The organism is Streptomyces sp. NPDC127197, assembly GCF_042672405.1.
Lineage (GTDB): Bacteria > Actinomycetota > Actinomycetes > Streptomycetales > Streptomycetaceae > Streptomyces > Streptomyces flavusporus.
Genome location: NZ_JBHXVG010000006.1, coordinates 258,146 through 272,407, shown reverse-complemented (window position 1 = coordinate 272,407; position 14,262 = coordinate 258,146). Strand labels below are relative to the sequence as shown.

General features: G+C 69.0%; 11 protein-coding genes and 2 pseudogenes. 3 read left to right on the top strand and 10 right to left on the bottom strand.

Going from position 1 to position 14,262, the window contains the following annotated elements:
- Positions 1–121 precede the first annotated feature (121 nt).
- Positions 122–340 carry a hypothetical protein gene (locus ACFVJQ_RS12660; RefSeq protein ID WP_385510614.1) on the bottom strand — a complete coding sequence of 73 codons (219 nt, stop codon included), beginning with the start codon at positions 338–340 and terminating at the stop codon, positions 122–124.
- A gap of 30 nt (positions 341–370) precedes the next feature.
- On the opposite strand from ACFVJQ_RS12660, the gene ACFVJQ_RS12655 reads away from it, so the two are divergent.
- Positions 371–721 carry a hypothetical protein gene (locus ACFVJQ_RS12655; RefSeq protein ID WP_385510613.1) on the top strand — a complete coding sequence of 117 codons (351 nt, stop codon included), beginning with the start codon at positions 371–373 and terminating at the stop codon, positions 719–721.
- Positions 722–1,535: 814 nt separating this feature from the next.
- Here ACFVJQ_RS12655 and ACFVJQ_RS12650 read toward each other — a convergent pair.
- The 3 genes from ACFVJQ_RS12650 to ACFVJQ_RS12640 all read right to left on the bottom strand — a co-directional run bounded on the left by ACFVJQ_RS12650 (position 1,536) and on the right by ACFVJQ_RS12640 (position 4,449).
- The gene (locus ACFVJQ_RS12650; RefSeq protein ID WP_385783242.1) at positions 1,536–2,078 is read right to left on the bottom strand and encodes a DUF4262 domain-containing protein; all 543 of its coding nucleotides are present in this window, start codon (positions 2,076–2,078) and stop codon (positions 1,536–1,538) included.
- 309 nt (positions 2,079–2,387) lie between these two features.
- Complete coding sequence (locus tag ACFVJQ_RS12645) at positions 2,388–3,302, bottom strand: hypothetical protein (protein WP_385783240.1); 915 nt, start codon at positions 3,300–3,302, stop codon at positions 2,388–2,390.
- A gap of 595 nt (positions 3,303–3,897) precedes the next feature.
- Positions 3,898–4,449, bottom strand: a complete 552-nt coding sequence (locus tag ACFVJQ_RS12640) for a hypothetical protein (RefSeq protein WP_385783237.1) — start codon at positions 4,447–4,449, stop codon at positions 3,898–3,900.
- Between the two features lie 480 nt (positions 4,450–4,929).
- Between ACFVJQ_RS12640 and ACFVJQ_RS12635 the strand changes: the two genes are divergently transcribed.
- Both ACFVJQ_RS12635 and ACFVJQ_RS12630 read left to right on the top strand, forming a co-directional pair.
- Complete coding sequence (locus ACFVJQ_RS12635; protein WP_385783234.1) at positions 4,930–5,349, top strand: DUF6153 family protein; 420 nt, start codon at positions 4,930–4,932, stop codon at positions 5,347–5,349.
- Between the two features lie 117 nt (positions 5,350–5,466).
- On the top strand, positions 5,467–6,120 hold the full coding sequence (locus tag ACFVJQ_RS12630) for a DUF305 domain-containing protein (RefSeq protein ID WP_385783231.1): 654 nt from the start codon (positions 5,467–5,469) through the stop codon (positions 6,118–6,120).
- A gap of 207 nt (positions 6,121–6,327) precedes the next feature.
- Here the strand turns inward: ACFVJQ_RS12630 and ACFVJQ_RS12625 are convergent, their stop codons facing one another.
- From ACFVJQ_RS12625 to ACFVJQ_RS12600, 6 genes and pseudogenes are all read right to left on the bottom strand, one after another.
- Complete coding sequence (locus ACFVJQ_RS12625; protein WP_385783228.1) at positions 6,328–8,148, bottom strand: stealth conserved region 3 domain-containing protein; 1,821 nt, start codon at positions 8,146–8,148, stop codon at positions 6,328–6,330.
- A 29-nt stretch (positions 8,149–8,177) separates the two neighbouring features.
- Complete coding sequence (locus ACFVJQ_RS12620; protein WP_385783225.1) at positions 8,178–9,875, bottom strand: stealth family protein; 1,698 nt, start codon at positions 9,873–9,875, stop codon at positions 8,178–8,180.
- Between the two features lie 153 nt (positions 9,876–10,028).
- Positions 10,029–12,953 (bottom strand): SpoIIE family protein phosphatase, encoded by a 2,925-nt coding sequence (locus ACFVJQ_RS12615; protein ID WP_385783222.1) that lies wholly within the window; start codon positions 12,951–12,953, stop codon positions 10,029–10,031.
- Positions 12,954–13,043: 90 nt separating this feature from the next.
- Positions 13,044–13,154 (bottom strand): annotated as a pseudogene (locus tag ACFVJQ_RS12610) (AzlD domain-containing protein); the annotation flags it as partial.
- A gap of 13 nt (positions 13,155–13,167) precedes the next feature.
- A pseudogene (locus ACFVJQ_RS12605) lies at positions 13,168–13,386 on the bottom strand (branched-chain amino acid ABC transporter permease); the annotation flags it as partial.
- Positions 13,387–13,462: 76 nt separating this feature from the next.
- The gene (locus ACFVJQ_RS12600; RefSeq protein WP_385510600.1) at positions 13,463–14,257 is read right to left on the bottom strand and encodes an Fpg/Nei family DNA glycosylase; all 795 of its coding nucleotides are present in this window, start codon (positions 14,255–14,257) and stop codon (positions 13,463–13,465) included.
- Positions 14,258–14,262: the final 5 nt, after the last annotated feature.

The window sequence follows — 14,262 nt, the reverse complement described above, 5'->3', positions numbered from 1 at the left end:
ACTGAGCACCGCCAGGGCCTCGTCCTCGTAGTCCGCCGGGTGCGACCGGCGGGGGGACGGGGCTCCTGGGTGTTCAGGCCCAATATCTCGCGTATCTCGCGACCAGCTACCCGACGAGCCCCTAGGCGACGAGCTGCTTCACGGCGTGCAGCATGCAGTCGCGCGGCGGGATCACCGTCCGCTCGTCGGCGCCGATGGAGGCGCCCATCGTGCGCAGCTGCTCGGCAGTCGGCGCCTGCCCGGCGGCGGGCACCGTGCCGATGACGAAGAAGGACCCGTCGCCCAGCTCAAAGACGTCGGGGCAGTTGTTGTAGGCGGGGGTGGATCCGATGCGGCGCATGGTGCTCCTTGCAGTGACAGGATCGGTGCTATGGGCACCGAGACGGACTGGGTGTACCGGGTGTTCGAGCCGCACGGCTCGGAGGGATGGCGCCCCTACGGCAGCGACCCGGAACGGTGGCGGGGCACGATCACCGCCGACGATTCGAGCCAGGGCCCCCAGTACGCCCTCTCCCTCGTCGTCGCCGACCTGATGACCGAGTGGAAGGTGCGCGGCCTACACCGGGCGAAGCACGTGCGGGTCTACCTCTGGCGCGACGAGGAGGGCGACCAGGAGGACGCCGACGCCATCGTGGAGGTCCGGCCGAGCATCCACGCTGAGTTACCGGCGAGCGACCGGATCCGCGCACCGGCGGGCTACCGGCCCGGGGGCGAGCGATAGATGTCTGGTCAGGCAAGCGAGAGAGGCCGCCGCGCGAGCACTGGCTGCCGTTTTCCCCAGGTGCCCCCCCGTAGCACCAGGATCAAGGAAACTCGCAGGCCGCAGCTGGTGCACGTAACCCGCTGTAAAGCTGTCGAGTCGCCGGACTGGGGCCGTCTCCGGGCCGTCGAGGGACGGCCACAGACGACCAACAATGACCAGCAGCAACGGCAACTTCGCAGCTACCCATGAGGGTTCGGCTCGACGCTGCACCCCCACGAATGGCCCCTTCAATACCAGCGCAACTGACGAGGAGCCTCGGAACACCGCCCGCCGCCGGTCCATGAATGCGTGGCGGATAGGCTCCGAACGTGCGTAGATGGTGGCCCAGCTGGCCTGTGATCAGGCTGTTCGCAGTCTCGTGGATCATATCCACCGTCTTGTTCTGGCTCGCGAGCAAGATCATCGATGATGACCCCCTGAGTTGGATGAGCTCCGCCTGCTTCGCACTAGTGGCAACGGCCAGCGGCAACCTCGGAGAGAAGTCTCGAAAGCGTCGGCAAGCTCGAAAAGCCAAACGGTCGCCCGCAGCCCCACCCTCCTAAAGCAGTGGTCGACGTCCCGTGCCCTTCGCGTGCCCGATCCAGCGGGGAACCGGGGGGAATAGCGGCCACTCACGGGCAGCAGCCAGCACGACGGCCCCTGACCGATTTACCTGGTCAGGGGCCGTTCACCTGTGCGGTGGGTGTGGGATTTGAACCCACGGTGACTCGCGCCACGACGGTTTTCAAGATTGCTCAAGCGGGTTGGGTCGCCCATTGAGACTCCACCGACCTCACGTGATTTCGGTCCATGGGCCAGTGGTCTCGTCTTTTGGAATCCAGAGCAGTGGTTGACTCGTGCGGCAGCGCTCGTCCGCTCCCTCTTCCCAGGGGAAGCGCCCGGCCTTGTCCGGCCAGAACAGCTGCGTGATTGGCAGTGGCGGGGTCTGGTAGAAGTCGATGCCTGCGCCGAAGAAGTCGTGGTACCAGCTGGGATGCACGGGCCGGACCGCCACGTCGTAGCCGTTGAGAACGTCGCCCCGGCGCTGGTCGGGCTCGAGTGGGTTGCCGTCCCGTATTGCTGCCCCAGCGGCGTTCGCCACGCGCATCGCGGTCTGCGAGGGAAGGCCGAACACGCTTACCTCGGGACTACGCAGTGTGTGCCACAGACCGATGGAGTAGCCCCAATCACCGGGGGCGTCACCGCCGGCCACGCCCATGACGTGCCAGCCGAAGTGCGCGACATTCTTGGCTATGCGGCTGTCGCGTTCCTCCCACACAGGGCCGCCCCATTCCGTCGGGGTGCAGAGGAGGCAGAAGCAAGGGGAGTCGTCCATCCGAGGAGAGTAAGCCTGCTCGCACACGGGGCCGTCTCCGGGCCGTCCGAGGCCGACCAGCGGCAGCCAGCAGCGACCAATGACGACCATTCAGGAGGAGACGCGGAGCGCCCAGACCAGCGAAGACGCAGGTCGCCAAGATTCCTAGCAAGACCCAGGGCAAGAAGAGACAAACCTGACGGATCAAGCCCCCAGCCTGCGGGTTCTCCCCGAGTGGGGGGCTTGTTGCTGTGCTGGGGCCGTCGGGCAGATGGGGCTTTCGCGGTAGCGACGGGGCGGGCCCGGCCTTGTGCCGGGCCCGCGTCGGGGTCAGGACTTGAGGAGAGTGACCTCGGTGTTCTGGAAGCCGGTGTCCACGGACACCGGGTAGTCGCGGTCGTCCGCCCTCCCGATGCCGGTCAGGGTGGCGGTGCCAGGCTGGAAGGTGGTGCCGGGTTCCGCGCTGGCGAAGGAGACGGACCACGGGACCGGCGCACCCGGGGTGCAGGTGACGGCCTTGTTCTCGTAGTAGCCGACGGGCGTGCCGCGCTTCTGCGTTTGGACGACGTGGCCGTTGAGGGTGATGTACGCCAGCTTGTTGCAGGTCACCGTGCCGCCGACGGTGATCTGGCCGGTGCGGGTGTCGATGGTGCCCGTCTCGTTGAGGTCCAGGCCGACGACGAGCTCGGCGGGCGGCTCGGGCATGCGGGCGTGGACCTCGCCGCGCGCGGGCAGCGTGGAGCCGTTGCAGTACTGCTCGAAGGTGGCGTCGACTTCGCGTATGTAGCCGTGGGGGCCGTAGGCGATGTGGGTGATGGTGAAGGAGCCGGTGCTGGTGCTGCACCACCGGTCGGTCTCTCCGAACTCCAGCTTCGGGTCCTCTGGTTGGGCATAGGGCCAGCGCGAGGCGCCGGTGTAGGTGGTGCCCTCGATCAGCTTCTGGCCGTAGGGAGCCTCCATGTGGAGGGACCAGCGCTTGCCTTCGGGCGTGACAACCGTGACGCCAACGGCTCTCTCGCTGGTGGGCCCCGTGACGTCGAACATCTCGACCGCCCCGGCCGTGTACTCGTGGGACTGGCCGCCGGACACGAACTCGCCCGGCTCGCCGCTGAAGCTGAGCGTTCCCGACACTGCCTCATGGGCCTGCGCCGCGCCCGTGAACGGGGCCGCCGTCACTGCCAGAGCCAGTGCCGTGGTGAGGACGGCTCCGGCCCGGGCCAGGCGTCCCAGCACGCTGCTTCTCATCAAGCTTCTCCTCCAAGGGGAGTGGTTCCGGTCCTGCGGACCGGGCTGTGGTTACACGCGCGTCACCGAACTCCAGCTGGTGTTCAACTGGATGGGGGGGGCGGCCTGTTTTCTCCTCAGCCACGCCCCAGGAAGCTAACAGCCGCCACTGACAACGCCACACACCCTCGGCAAGGGAGTACCGGGGGGCAGGTGACGGCAGCGCCCACGTTCACCTCGGTTTCCGTCTCATTCACGGACGTCCGCTGCCTTGCAGGGCGGTCCCGAGCTGACCCCGGCCGGAGGCCCGAGTCGGTGGCGGGGCCGTACAGCAACGAAGTACTGCAACCGCCACCACCGCAGTAGACCTCTGGCGACCCAGGTGACCATCTGGCCGGCCCGCTGGACCTAAATGCCCTCCCGGCCAGTGGTTCGGGACGAAGATGTCCGTGCCAGACCCGTGCCAGATCGTTCGGGGAACCACGGGGAACACCGGGCACCAGGCCGGCGGCCAACCAGACTCCGACATCACTCCACCGCAGATCAGCCAGGCAACCGGCCCTGGATCACCCAAGCTTCCCAAGCTGATGGCTTGGGATCATCCATGCATCACAGATCACTGCTCTGTGATGCCCAAGCGTTCGGCGCCCCACGGTGAGAACGTCATGGGGCCGGCCCACCCCTGTTGGATCTGAGCTACCTGGGACGGCACCGGACTCACCGGGTACACGTCCCTGCCTCGCGCCCAGTTCGCCAGCAACCCAAGCGTCGTATCGACCGACGAGACCACCATGGTGACCCTTGCCCCGCCCTTGCCCCAGGTGTTCCACAGTGCCCAGCCCTCGGCGCGGGCTTCGACACCGAGGCGGGCACACGCCTCCTCGTAGGTCTCCTCCATGCCCGGAGGCAGAGAAGTCGGCCGGAGCACCACCACGCCCGCCAACCGCACCGCGGGTCGGTCCTCCTCGGGCAGACAGCCGTCGCCGGGAAAGTGGTAGTGCCGGATCTCGCGTGCGAGTGCGTTCACAGCTCGCTGCAGCGGCGTGGCATCGTCCGGGTCTGGTGCGTAAGACAGGTTGCCCTCGGCGGACGCCGCAGCGGTCACCGCCCTGGCAAGCCGCTCGATCTCCCGCAGGTAATCCAGCTCAGAGAGTTCAGGTCGAGGCACGCCACGGAGTCTCGCATCCGTCCAGCATCACGTGAAACCGGTTATCCGACAGCCCAGACCACAGCACGAAGGAGGTAGGTCGCGCGCTGCGTCAGAGGAAGAGCCGTCTCAGTTCCCGTCTCATTCAGCCCAGTTCACAGCCGTTCAGGCGGGACACGCAGTCGTCCCCTCACCGACGGTCAGTCGGCCATGAACGCAGGTGAACGCCCCTGCACACCGCACCGCAGGCCACCAACACAGTTGGAAAGCGTGTTGGGGGCAACCCCTCACGAGTTCGAATCTCGTATCCTCCGCAGCCGCTGATCAGCGGAAACGATGGCCCCGACCGGGAGACGGTCGGGGCCGTCGTCGTGTTCTCGTTGCAGTTTTGGTTGCAATCGGGGTTTCCGGACGTCGGCGAACCGGCTCGGACGCGCCGCCTGTCCGGGCAGACTGCCCGCTTGTCAGCGAAGGTCGGCGGGCTTCCGTAGCATGAGGGCTGTGACAGCCCGTGCACAGCTCCGCCGCGCGCCGTCGCCACTGAGGTTGTGGCCGACGCTGCTGGTGCTCGTGCTGCTGGTCGGGCTGTTCGGCATGCATGGCCTCGCACCGGGCGGGACAGCCGCCGTGACCGGCTATGGCTCCTCCCACTCCTCCGCCGCCGCGCATCATGCGGATCCGGCGGTTCTGGGCGCTGAATCCATCTGTCATGGCGACGGTGACGGCCGCGGGCACGCCGGGCATGCCGATCCGACATGTTCCTCGGGCGCCGTGGGCGCGGGCCCGGTCCTTCCCGCCCTGGCGCTCGACCCCACCGGTCAGGCAGAGGAACTGGTGGGCAACCGCTTGTCCATGGCGGCCGAACCAGAGGGCGGTCGAGCGCCTCCATCGCTCGCCGAGCTGCAACTCCTGCGGATATAGGCCGAGGCCGAGCCGTATCCGTCGCTGCCGCGCGTATGGCGGCCGGCGGTCGTACGGCCCTCCGCCATGTCCCGCGCCCTTCGCGCACTCTCTCTCGCACATCGCAGGAGTTCCCGCATGACCAGCACCCGTTCCCTGATCCGCCGCGCCGCGCTCGGCACGGCGGCTGTCACCGCCGCTCTCGTCCTCGCCGCGTGCGGAAGCGACGACGGCAGCTCCGACTCCGGCTCCGGCTCCGGTTCCGCAGCCAAGGATTCGGCTTCGGCGAGCACCGAGGTCACCGCCGAAGCACACAACGACCAGGACGTGTCCTTCGCTCAGGGCATGATTCCGCACCACCAGCAGGCCACTCAGATGGCCCGGATGGCCGAGAGCCGCGCCTCCTCCAGCGAGGTCAAGGACCTCGCCGCGCGCATCGAGAAGGCGCAGGACCCGGAGATCAAGACCATGTCCGGGTGGCTGAAGGCGTGGGGCGAGGAGGTGCAGGAGCCGATGCCCGGCATGGACCACGGCATGGACCACTCCTCGGGTTCCGGCATGGCCGGGATGATGGACCAGGAGGACATGGACGAGCTGATGAAGGCGTCCGGCAAGGGCTTCGACTCGATGTTCCTGACCATGATGGTCGAGCACCACGAGGGCGCCGTGGAGATGGCCACCACGGAGAAGGAGAAAGGCCGGTACGGGCCGGCCAAGAAGGTGGCCGAGGACATCATCACCACGCAGAACGCCGAGATCGAGGAGATGAACAAGCTCCTCGGCAAGGGCTGACAACACCCGCATCCGGGGCTCGGGCCTACGTTCGCGCAGCCCGGGCCCCGTGTGGGCATGACCCGCGCCGGGCTCCGAGCCCTGCAGCGCACTGACCATCCACGTCCGCCCTACCAACCCGTCCCAGGTCGCATGTCGGCCCAGAGGGCGTCACGAGTTCGAGCCTCGTATCCATTTTCTGACCGGCAGGCTGCGATACGGGCAGCGTCAATCGCGAAGCTGTGCTTCCTCCCGTGTCGGCTGCGGCGGGATGCCCGCCGTGAGCGGCGCGATCGGGTGCGAGGTGGTCTGAGGCACCCCTTCGAAGCGGCTCGGGAACGGGTACTTGCGCTCCAGGAAGGTGCGGATGGCGGCCTGGGCGGCCGCCCTGGCCGTCGGGGCGGTGTCCACGTCGTTGAGGCAGAAGAAGTCGATGTCCTCGCCGGCGGCGAGGCGGGCCAGGCGTCGGCGCATGTCCGGTGTGCCCAGTTGGACGTAGCGGAAGCGGTAGTCGGCGGGGACGGCTCGGCCGGTTGCGATCGCCCAGTGGTGGTGGAGTGTGGACGCCGGGGCTACGTCGGTGGTGGAGCGGAAGCGCGAGTAGGAGGTCCGCTCGAGTTCCTCGATTCCGAGGCTCTCCATCTCCCGCATGACCGACAGCAGTTGGGGGTGCGGAGTGTGCAGTGATTTGTGCATGATGTGTCTGCCGTGGAAGCGTCTGATGACCTCGCGGGCGTTCTTGCCGGCGGAGTTCGGGGCCGGTTCGAGCGGGTGCGGGGCGCCGACGCCGAGTTTCAGCGGGGACAGGGGGATGCGGGCTATGCCGTTGCCGTGGAAGAAGTGCTCGGCCCGTACCGGGCGGTTGATGAAGACGTCGTCGTTGAAGTAGAGGTAGTGCTCCGACAGGCCAGGGATGTGGTGCAGTCGGCTCTCTATCGCGTGCGAGTTGAAGACGGGGAGCGCGTCGGCCGGGAGGATGTCCCGGTGGTCGACCACGGTCAGGCCCTCCGCGTCCGGGTCCAGCCAGGCGGGGATCTGGGAGTCGGTCACGAGGTAGACGTGCCGGACGAACCCGGCGTACATCTCCAGCGAGCGCAGTGCGTACTTCAGTTCGTCGTGGCTGGTGTAGCGGGAGGCGCCGGTCTCGCGCGGGGCGATGACGTTGTCGGAGAGGTCCTGATGGGCACGGCGCTTCGCGGCCATCGCCGGGTCGTCCCCGTCGACCCAGGTGTACACGGCGTCAACGGGGAAGCGCACCTCGTCGATGCCCGGCTCGGCGAACGGGGCGAACGTCGGCACGCTGCGGCGGCGGCACACCACCGCGGCCGGCTGCTGCGCCGCCACCGGGAGCACCTCCGAGACCGGGTTGCGGCGCGGGGCGACGAGCGCCGGGCCGAAGACGTCCGGCAACCGGCTGCCGGGCACGGTGAGCCAGGAGGGATCCGTGCCCGGGGCAGCGGTGGCGAGGTCCCGGCCGTGCCGCCAGAACTCGAGGTCGCAGCCCGTTTCGAGGCCGGTGAGGACCTGTCCTTTCGGGCCCAGGCGCACCACGCCGGTGCGGAGTACCGCGGCCTGCCTCAGCGCCCGCGGCAGCTTCCCGTCGGCCCACAGTGCCGCGTTCGTCACGGCGCCGTCCGGTCCGACGGCGCCGACGTACCCGACGGTGCCGGCGAAGCGCTGAGCGGCCCGGGAGAGGACCGCGCCGCGGTATGTCTCCTCGACGCCGATGACCTGCCGCGACGCACCGTACCCATGGTCGGCGGGGACCAGGAAGTACGGGACGCCGAGCCCCTCCAGCAGGCTGCACACCCGCTCGAGATCGGCTTCAACGGCGTCCGCGGCGGTGTAGCCGGCGACCGTACGGCCGTACAGCCGCACCGGTCCGAAGGTGAGCCGGCGCACTCCGGGGACGGCGGCCCGCAGGCGCCGACGGGCCCGGGCCGCACGCAGCGCCCAGAGCCGGGCCGACAGCCAGAGCCTCAGGCGCACCAGAGAGTCCCGGGCGGCCCGCATGCCCCCGAGCGCTCCGAAGCGGTGACGGATGTCCATGCCCCCCATGTCCATGCCCCCAGCCCCCGTTACTTCTGCTTCTCGAAGGGGCTCGCGAAGGGGAAGTAGTCCTCCAGGAACTCGTTCATCCGGACGCCGACCTGCTCCCGCTCCTCGGGCGGCACATCGACGTCGTTGAGGCAGAAGAAGTCGAAGCGGCGGTTGCGGCGCAGATCGCGCAGGCGCGCTTCGGCGTCCGGGCGGCTGATGTTCACATACCGGAAGCTGTACTTCCCCGGCACGCCGCGGCCGGTCATCAGCGCGTACTGGTAGAGCAGCGGGGCCGTCATGGCGATGTCCTGCGGCGAGCGGAAGCGGGACGCCGTGGTGCGGCGGACGTCCTCCTCGAACAGCTCCTCGAGCGCCTGCAGCGTGCCTCGCTGCTGCGGCAGCGGGGTATGCATGAAGTTGTTCGTCGTCATCCGCCCGAACTTCTCCAGCAGCAGCCGACGGACGTTCTTGCTGGCGGAGTTGGTGGCCGTCTCCTCGGCGTGCGGCTTGCCGACGCCGATCTTGAGCGGGGACACCGGGATCTTCATCAGACCACTGCCGTGGAAGAAGTGCTCTGCGGTGACCCGGCGGCCGACGAACACGTCGTCGTTGAAGTACAGATAGTGCTCCGACAGGCCCGGGATGTGGTGCAGCCGGGTCTCGATCGCATGGGAGTTGAACACCGGCAGGACACCCTGCGGGAAGATGTCGCGGTGGTCGACGACCGTGATCCCCGGGGCCCGGTCGTCGAGCCAGTGCGGCTTCTGGCCGTCGGTCACGATGTAGATGTGCCGGACGAAGTCGGCGTACATCGCGAGCGAGCGCAGCGAGTACTTCAGCTCGTCATGGCTGGTATAGCGGGAGGCGTTGGTCTCCTTGTCCAGGATGTCGGCGATGCCGTGCTCCTGGTACCGAGCCCGCTTGACCCGCATCTGAGGCTCCTCGCCGTCCACCCACGTGTAGACGACGTCGACGGGGAAGGTCACGTCGTTCACGGTCGGCAGGGTGAGCGGGACGAAGCTCGGCAGCTCCCGGTCGCCGACCCGCACCGCAGCAGGCTTCTGCTCGGATGCCGGCAGTACGTCGGTGATGCCGTTGTTCCTCGGCGCGATGAGGGACTCGGCGAAGATGTCCTCGGAGGCCTGCGGCTGCACCCTGGTCAGTCGTCGGGGCCCGTCGTCGGAGGCGAGGAGCTGTGCCCCGTCCTCCCAGAACTCGACGTCGCAGGCGAGCTCCGGCCCGGCGAGCAGCTGGCCGGAGGGGCCGAGGTGGTTCTCCCCGATCCGCAGCGTGGGGGCCGTACGCAGTGGGGTCGGCAGTACACCGTCCATGAACAGTGCGGGATTCTTGAGCTTTCCGCCGGGCAGCGGTCTGCCGATGAACACCGCCTTCCCCGCGTTCTGCGCCTCGAGGGCGGTGAGGAAGCGCTCCCGGTCGACGGCGTTCACGCCGACCGTGTGGCGCGTACGGGAGGCCGGCACGAGGAAGTAGGGGATACCTTCCTGCTCCAGCGCGGCGACGACCAGGCCGAGGTTGGCGGCGGCCGCATCGGCAGCGCTGAACCGGGTCACGACCCGTCCGTAGAGCTGCTGGCCGCGCACCGCCACCGGGCGGAGCACCGGGTCTGTGACCGCTGCCCTGCGGCGCCGCCGCATGGTACGCAGCTGCCACACCCTCTCGGCGGCCTTCCGCTCGACTCGCGGTCGCATCCGCCGGGCAAAGGAACGCACGGTCACGTTCTGAGCTCCTCTTCATGAACCCCTACACATCCCTGCGTTAGCCAGACAGGCGCATGCGGCGGAAGGTTGTAGAAGAGTTCTCCGAGAATTAACGAACGAGGGGTCGTCTGCGCAACTGACCCACGGTTGGGCGTGGTATGGAGCAACTGACTACGGCAGGAGCTGCTCGGTCCAGATGCATTTGCCGTTGGACGTGTAGCGGGTTCCCCAGCGTTGGGAGAGTGCGGCGACCAGTTGCAGGCCGCGGCCGCCTTCGTCGGTCTCGATTGCGCGGCGAATGTGCGGGGTGGTCAGGCTGCCGTCGCTGACCTCGCAGATGAGCGAGTGGCTGCGGATGAGACGCAGGTGGATGGGGCCTCTCGCATGACGGACGACATTGCCGACGAGCTCGCTGGCTATCAGCTCTGTGGTCCAGATGAGGTCGTCCAGATGCCAGTCGGTGAGCTGCTGTCGTATGTAGTCGCGGGCTTGGCCTGCGGCGATCGGATCCTCGGGAAGCTCCCGGAACGCCACGTCCCCGGCGGGGAGAGCGTGGGTGCGGGCCACGAGCACCGCGGTGTCGTCGCTGGTCTGCTCCTTGGCGGAGAGGAGAGCGGAAGCGAGCTCGGTGCACAGCTGGTCAAGGTGCCGGGCGTCGGCATCCCGGTCGGCGATCGTGGCGCCCGGATCGCGCCCGTCGGACATCTGGGCGTTGATGAGCGTGTCGGCCAGGTGGGCCATGCCGCTGTCGATGTCGCGGAACGCGGACTCGACCAGGCCGTCGGTGTAGAGCACGAGCAGGCTTCCGGCGGGCACCGTCAGCTCCACCGTCTCGAAGGGCGGCGTGGCCGCGCCGAGCGGCGGGTTCTGAGGCAGCTGCGGGAAGTGGACGGTGCCGTCGGGCTGGACGAGGGCGGGTGGGGGGTGCCCGGCCCGGACGATGGTACAAACCTGGTCGGTGGGGTCGTAGACCGCGTACAGGCAGGTGGCGTAGAAGTCGTCGCCGAGGTCGCTGACCAGGTCGTTGAGGTGGGACAGCAGCTCGTCGGGGGGCAGTTCGAGTCCCGCCAGTGTGTGTACTGCGGTGCGCAGGCGCCCCATGGTGGCGGCTTCGGACAGTCCGTGGCCCATGACGTCTCCGATGACGAGCGCGACTCGCTCGGCCGACAGGGGGATGACGTCGTACCAGTCGCCACCGACCTCCAGACCCTTGGTGGCCGGCACGTAATGGGCAGCGGTGGTGACGGCCGGCACGGAGGGCAGAACCGGCGGGAGCAGGCCGCGCTGCAGTTCCTGGGCGCGGGTGTGCTCGGCGTCGTACAGGCGGGCGCGTTCGAGGGCTTGGGCGACCAGCCCGCCGAGCGCGGTCAGCAGGGCTTGGTCTTCCTCGCTGAACCGGCGCGGCCGGGAGAAGGAGATGACCAGGCAACCGACGGGACGACCGGAGACGATCAGGGGAAGGTACGCCCAGGCCTGCTTCCCTCCCGCGAATGCGAGGTCGGGGACATCCGGGTAGCGTTCGCGGAACTCCCGTTCGGAGACGAGGTACTGCGGGGCGCCGTGGTGGACGGCGTCGGTGAACGGGCTGTGATCGGACAGGCTGGTCCTGTCGGGGCAGTTGTCCAGAAATTCCTGGGAGTACCCGGCGCTCCCTGCGACCCGGAGGCTCTCGCCGTCCACGAGCTGGACAAAGAGGCCGGTGGCACCGAAGAGGGGCAGGACGCGCTCTGCAACGGTGTCCACGACGTCGCTGACCGAGACCGCTTCGGCCAGCGCCGCGTTGAGGCGCCCGATGTACGTGGTGCGTTGCGCAGCGGCGCGCTGTGCCGCCGCACGCTGCTCGTCTGCCAGCCGCTTCTCGGTCACGTCGGTGAGGTAAACCGTCACACCGTCCGGCGACGGGACCAGACGCAGGCGGTACCAGCGCCGGTTTGCCGGCCACTGGACGTCGAAGCCGATCGGAGTGCCCGCGGCTGCGGCCTGCCGGCAGCGGTCCTCCAGACCGGGCACTTCGGCACCGGCGACGTCCCACAGTACGCGGCCGAACAGTTGCTGCGAGGGGCCGAGGAGGCGCTCGGCGTGGAGGTTGACGAACTCGATCCGCCAGTCGGCATCCACCGTGAGGAAACCGTCGCTCATGTGCAGCAGGGAATGGGCGACCGAATCCAGCGCCGCCCGCTTCTGGGTCGTGTCCCACACGGTGCCCACGAAGCGAGCCGGCTCGCCGTCCTCGCCGAGGACCACCTGGGCGCGTGCCTCCACCCAGACGACAGTGCCGTCCGACCGGCACGGCCGGTACTCCGCTGCGTACTCGCCGCGCTGTCGGACGGCCTGCTCCACCGCGGCCACAACGCGCGGCAGGTCGTCCGGGTGGACGAGCCCCACAACGGTGTCGACCCGTCCGTCGAAGGTCTCCGGGTCGATGCCGAGTACGGTCAGCGTCGCCTCGTCATAGATCACGTCGCCGGTGCGGAGGTCCTGGACCCAGCTGCCGACGCGGACCGCCTCGCGCGCCTGCTGGAGCCCGGGCCCGGCCAAATGTTCCGCCTTCCACCAGGCGGGGCCGAGGCTGCCTGTGGCGGGAGCGGGACGTGCCAGACGCTCGCACGCCCACCGTGCGAGCGCCTCGAGGAAATCCCGCTGCGCGACCGAGGGAACTCCACCCACGGTCACGACCGAGAGCACCCCGAGCGAGCTGCCCTCCGCGGCGAGCAGCGGGACGGCCACGATCCCGGTGTCGGCAGGAAGGGCGCAGGTCTGCGTGTCGATCGTGGGCAGCCACACGAGTGCGCCGTCCCGCAGGGCCCGGACCGGTGCGGTCTCAGCCTGCCGGCCGAGAGTCTCCCACTCCTGGGCGAATTCCCGGGGCAGTCCGCCCGTCGCCGCCAGGTGCAACGGCCGGCTGTCACCGGGTATGCGCAGGTGCACCATGCCACCCAGCCCACCGAGCTCGGCCACCGCATGATGCAGGGCGAGCTGCAACACCTCTGCCTGGGTCTGCCCGTCGCCCATGTTCCTGAGTACGCGCATCCGGGCGGCTTCCGGCGCCAGGCTCGCTGTCGGCGGAGCCTGACCGAGCTGTTCGTTCAGGGCCATGTGCATCACGCTCACCGTCGCGCCGGGCGGGGAGAAATTCACACTACTACGTACCTATACAGGCCGAATAAGTGTCATGCCCGTATCGTCTCATCCCGCCATGCTCGCCAGGAGCACGTGTACGGCAGTGCCGCCGAGGATGCTCAGGAGGGCGTTGCGGCGCCACAGGTGCAGGCCCCAGGTGACGGCGATCGCGGCGATGGCATAGCGGGTGTCAGACATGGCTCGGCTTCCTGCCGGTCGTGCAGTGGCGGGCCAGGAGCCCGGCCGTGAAGAGGGCGAAGGCGGCCAGGAGCAGCCGGCCGGGGAAGAGGAGACGGGCGGCCAGGGCGCTGAGGAGGGCGAGCAGGGGGGTGGGCAGGTCGCCGCGCAGGTCCCGGAGGGCGTCGAGGGCCAGGACGGTGAACAGGGCGGTCAGGGCGAAGTCCAGGCCGGTGCCTTCGTCACCGAGAAGCTCATGGGCCTGGCCGCGGTTCATCGTCTCGAGTCCCACCTCACCATGAAGAAGATCAAGGCTGACGGCTGAGTGGCTGGCACTGCGGGCACCACATCGTGGTCCGGCCTGCCAGGCGGGACCGGCGCAGGGGGGTGCCGCAGCGTGGGCAGTGCGGGTCGGGGTCGTCGCGGTGGCCGGTGAGCCAGGAGTCATGCGGTGGTACGCAGCCGGCCGTGACCGAGGAACGCAGGGTGCGGCGCATCTGTGTGTACAGGCGCCGACGGTCGGCCTCGGTGAGATCGCTCGTCCGGCTGGTGGGGCGCAGCCGCGCGCGCCAGAGGATCTCGTCGGCAAGCAGATTGCCGAGTCCGGCCAGGACGGACTGGTCGGTGAGGGCGGTCTTGAGGGTGCCGCGGCGGGAGGACAGCGCGGCCTCGAACTCCTTGCGGTCCACCGCCATCGCGTCGGGGCCCTGGCGGGCCAGCAACCGTGCGACATCCGCATCGTCGGCCAGCCAGAGGCCCTGGAGCTTGCGCTGGTCGCGGTAGCGGAGCTGACGGTCCCGGCCCAGGGTGAACAGGACGCGGTCGTGGGGTTCGGCGGCGTCGTCGGGATGGCCGCAGACCAGTCGACCGGTCATGCCGAAGTGCAGCATGAGGGTGTGGCCGCCGCCGGTACGGGCGAGGAGCCACTTGCCGTGGCGCTCGAGGCCGGTGAACCGCCGGCCCTCGAGCGCGTCGCGCAGCCCCCGCGCGCTCACCCGGTGCAGCACGCCGGCGTCACGCACGTCGACGCGTCGGACGACCCTGCGCAGCGCGCAGGACTCGAACACTTTCCGGAACGCCTCGACGTCTGGCAGCTCGGGCATGGAGG

What these genes read in the sequence shown, in the direction of transcription:
- ACFVJQ_RS12625 (WP_385783228.1), bottom strand. Translation starts at nt 8,148, where the DNA reads ATGGACATCCGTCACCGCTTCGGAGCGCTCGGGGGCATGCGGGCCGCC.
- ACFVJQ_RS12600 (WP_385510600.1), bottom strand. Translation starts at nt 14,257, where the DNA reads ATGCCCGAGCTGCCAGACGTCGAGGCGTTCCGGAAAGTGTTCGAGTCC.
- ACFVJQ_RS12615 (WP_385783222.1), bottom strand. Translation starts at nt 12,953, where the DNA reads ATGGCCCTGAACGAACAGCTCGGTCAGGCTCCGCCGACAGCGAGCCTG.
- ACFVJQ_RS12650 (WP_385783242.1), bottom strand. Translation starts at nt 2,078, where the DNA reads ATGGACGACTCCCCTTGCTTCTGCCTCCTCTGCACCCCGACGGAATGG.
- ACFVJQ_RS12660 (WP_385510614.1), bottom strand. Translation starts at nt 340, where the DNA reads ATGCGCCGCATCGGATCCACCCCCGCCTACAACAACTGCCCCGACGTC.
- ACFVJQ_RS12630 (WP_385783231.1), top strand. Translation starts at nt 5,467, where the DNA reads ATGACCAGCACCCGTTCCCTGATCCGCCGCGCCGCGCTCGGCACGGCG.
- ACFVJQ_RS12655 (WP_385510613.1), top strand. Translation starts at nt 371, where the DNA reads ATGGGCACCGAGACGGACTGGGTGTACCGGGTGTTCGAGCCGCACGGC.
- ACFVJQ_RS12645 (WP_385783240.1), bottom strand. Translation starts at nt 3,302, where the DNA reads ATGAGAAGCAGCGTGCTGGGACGCCTGGCCCGGGCCGGAGCCGTCCTC.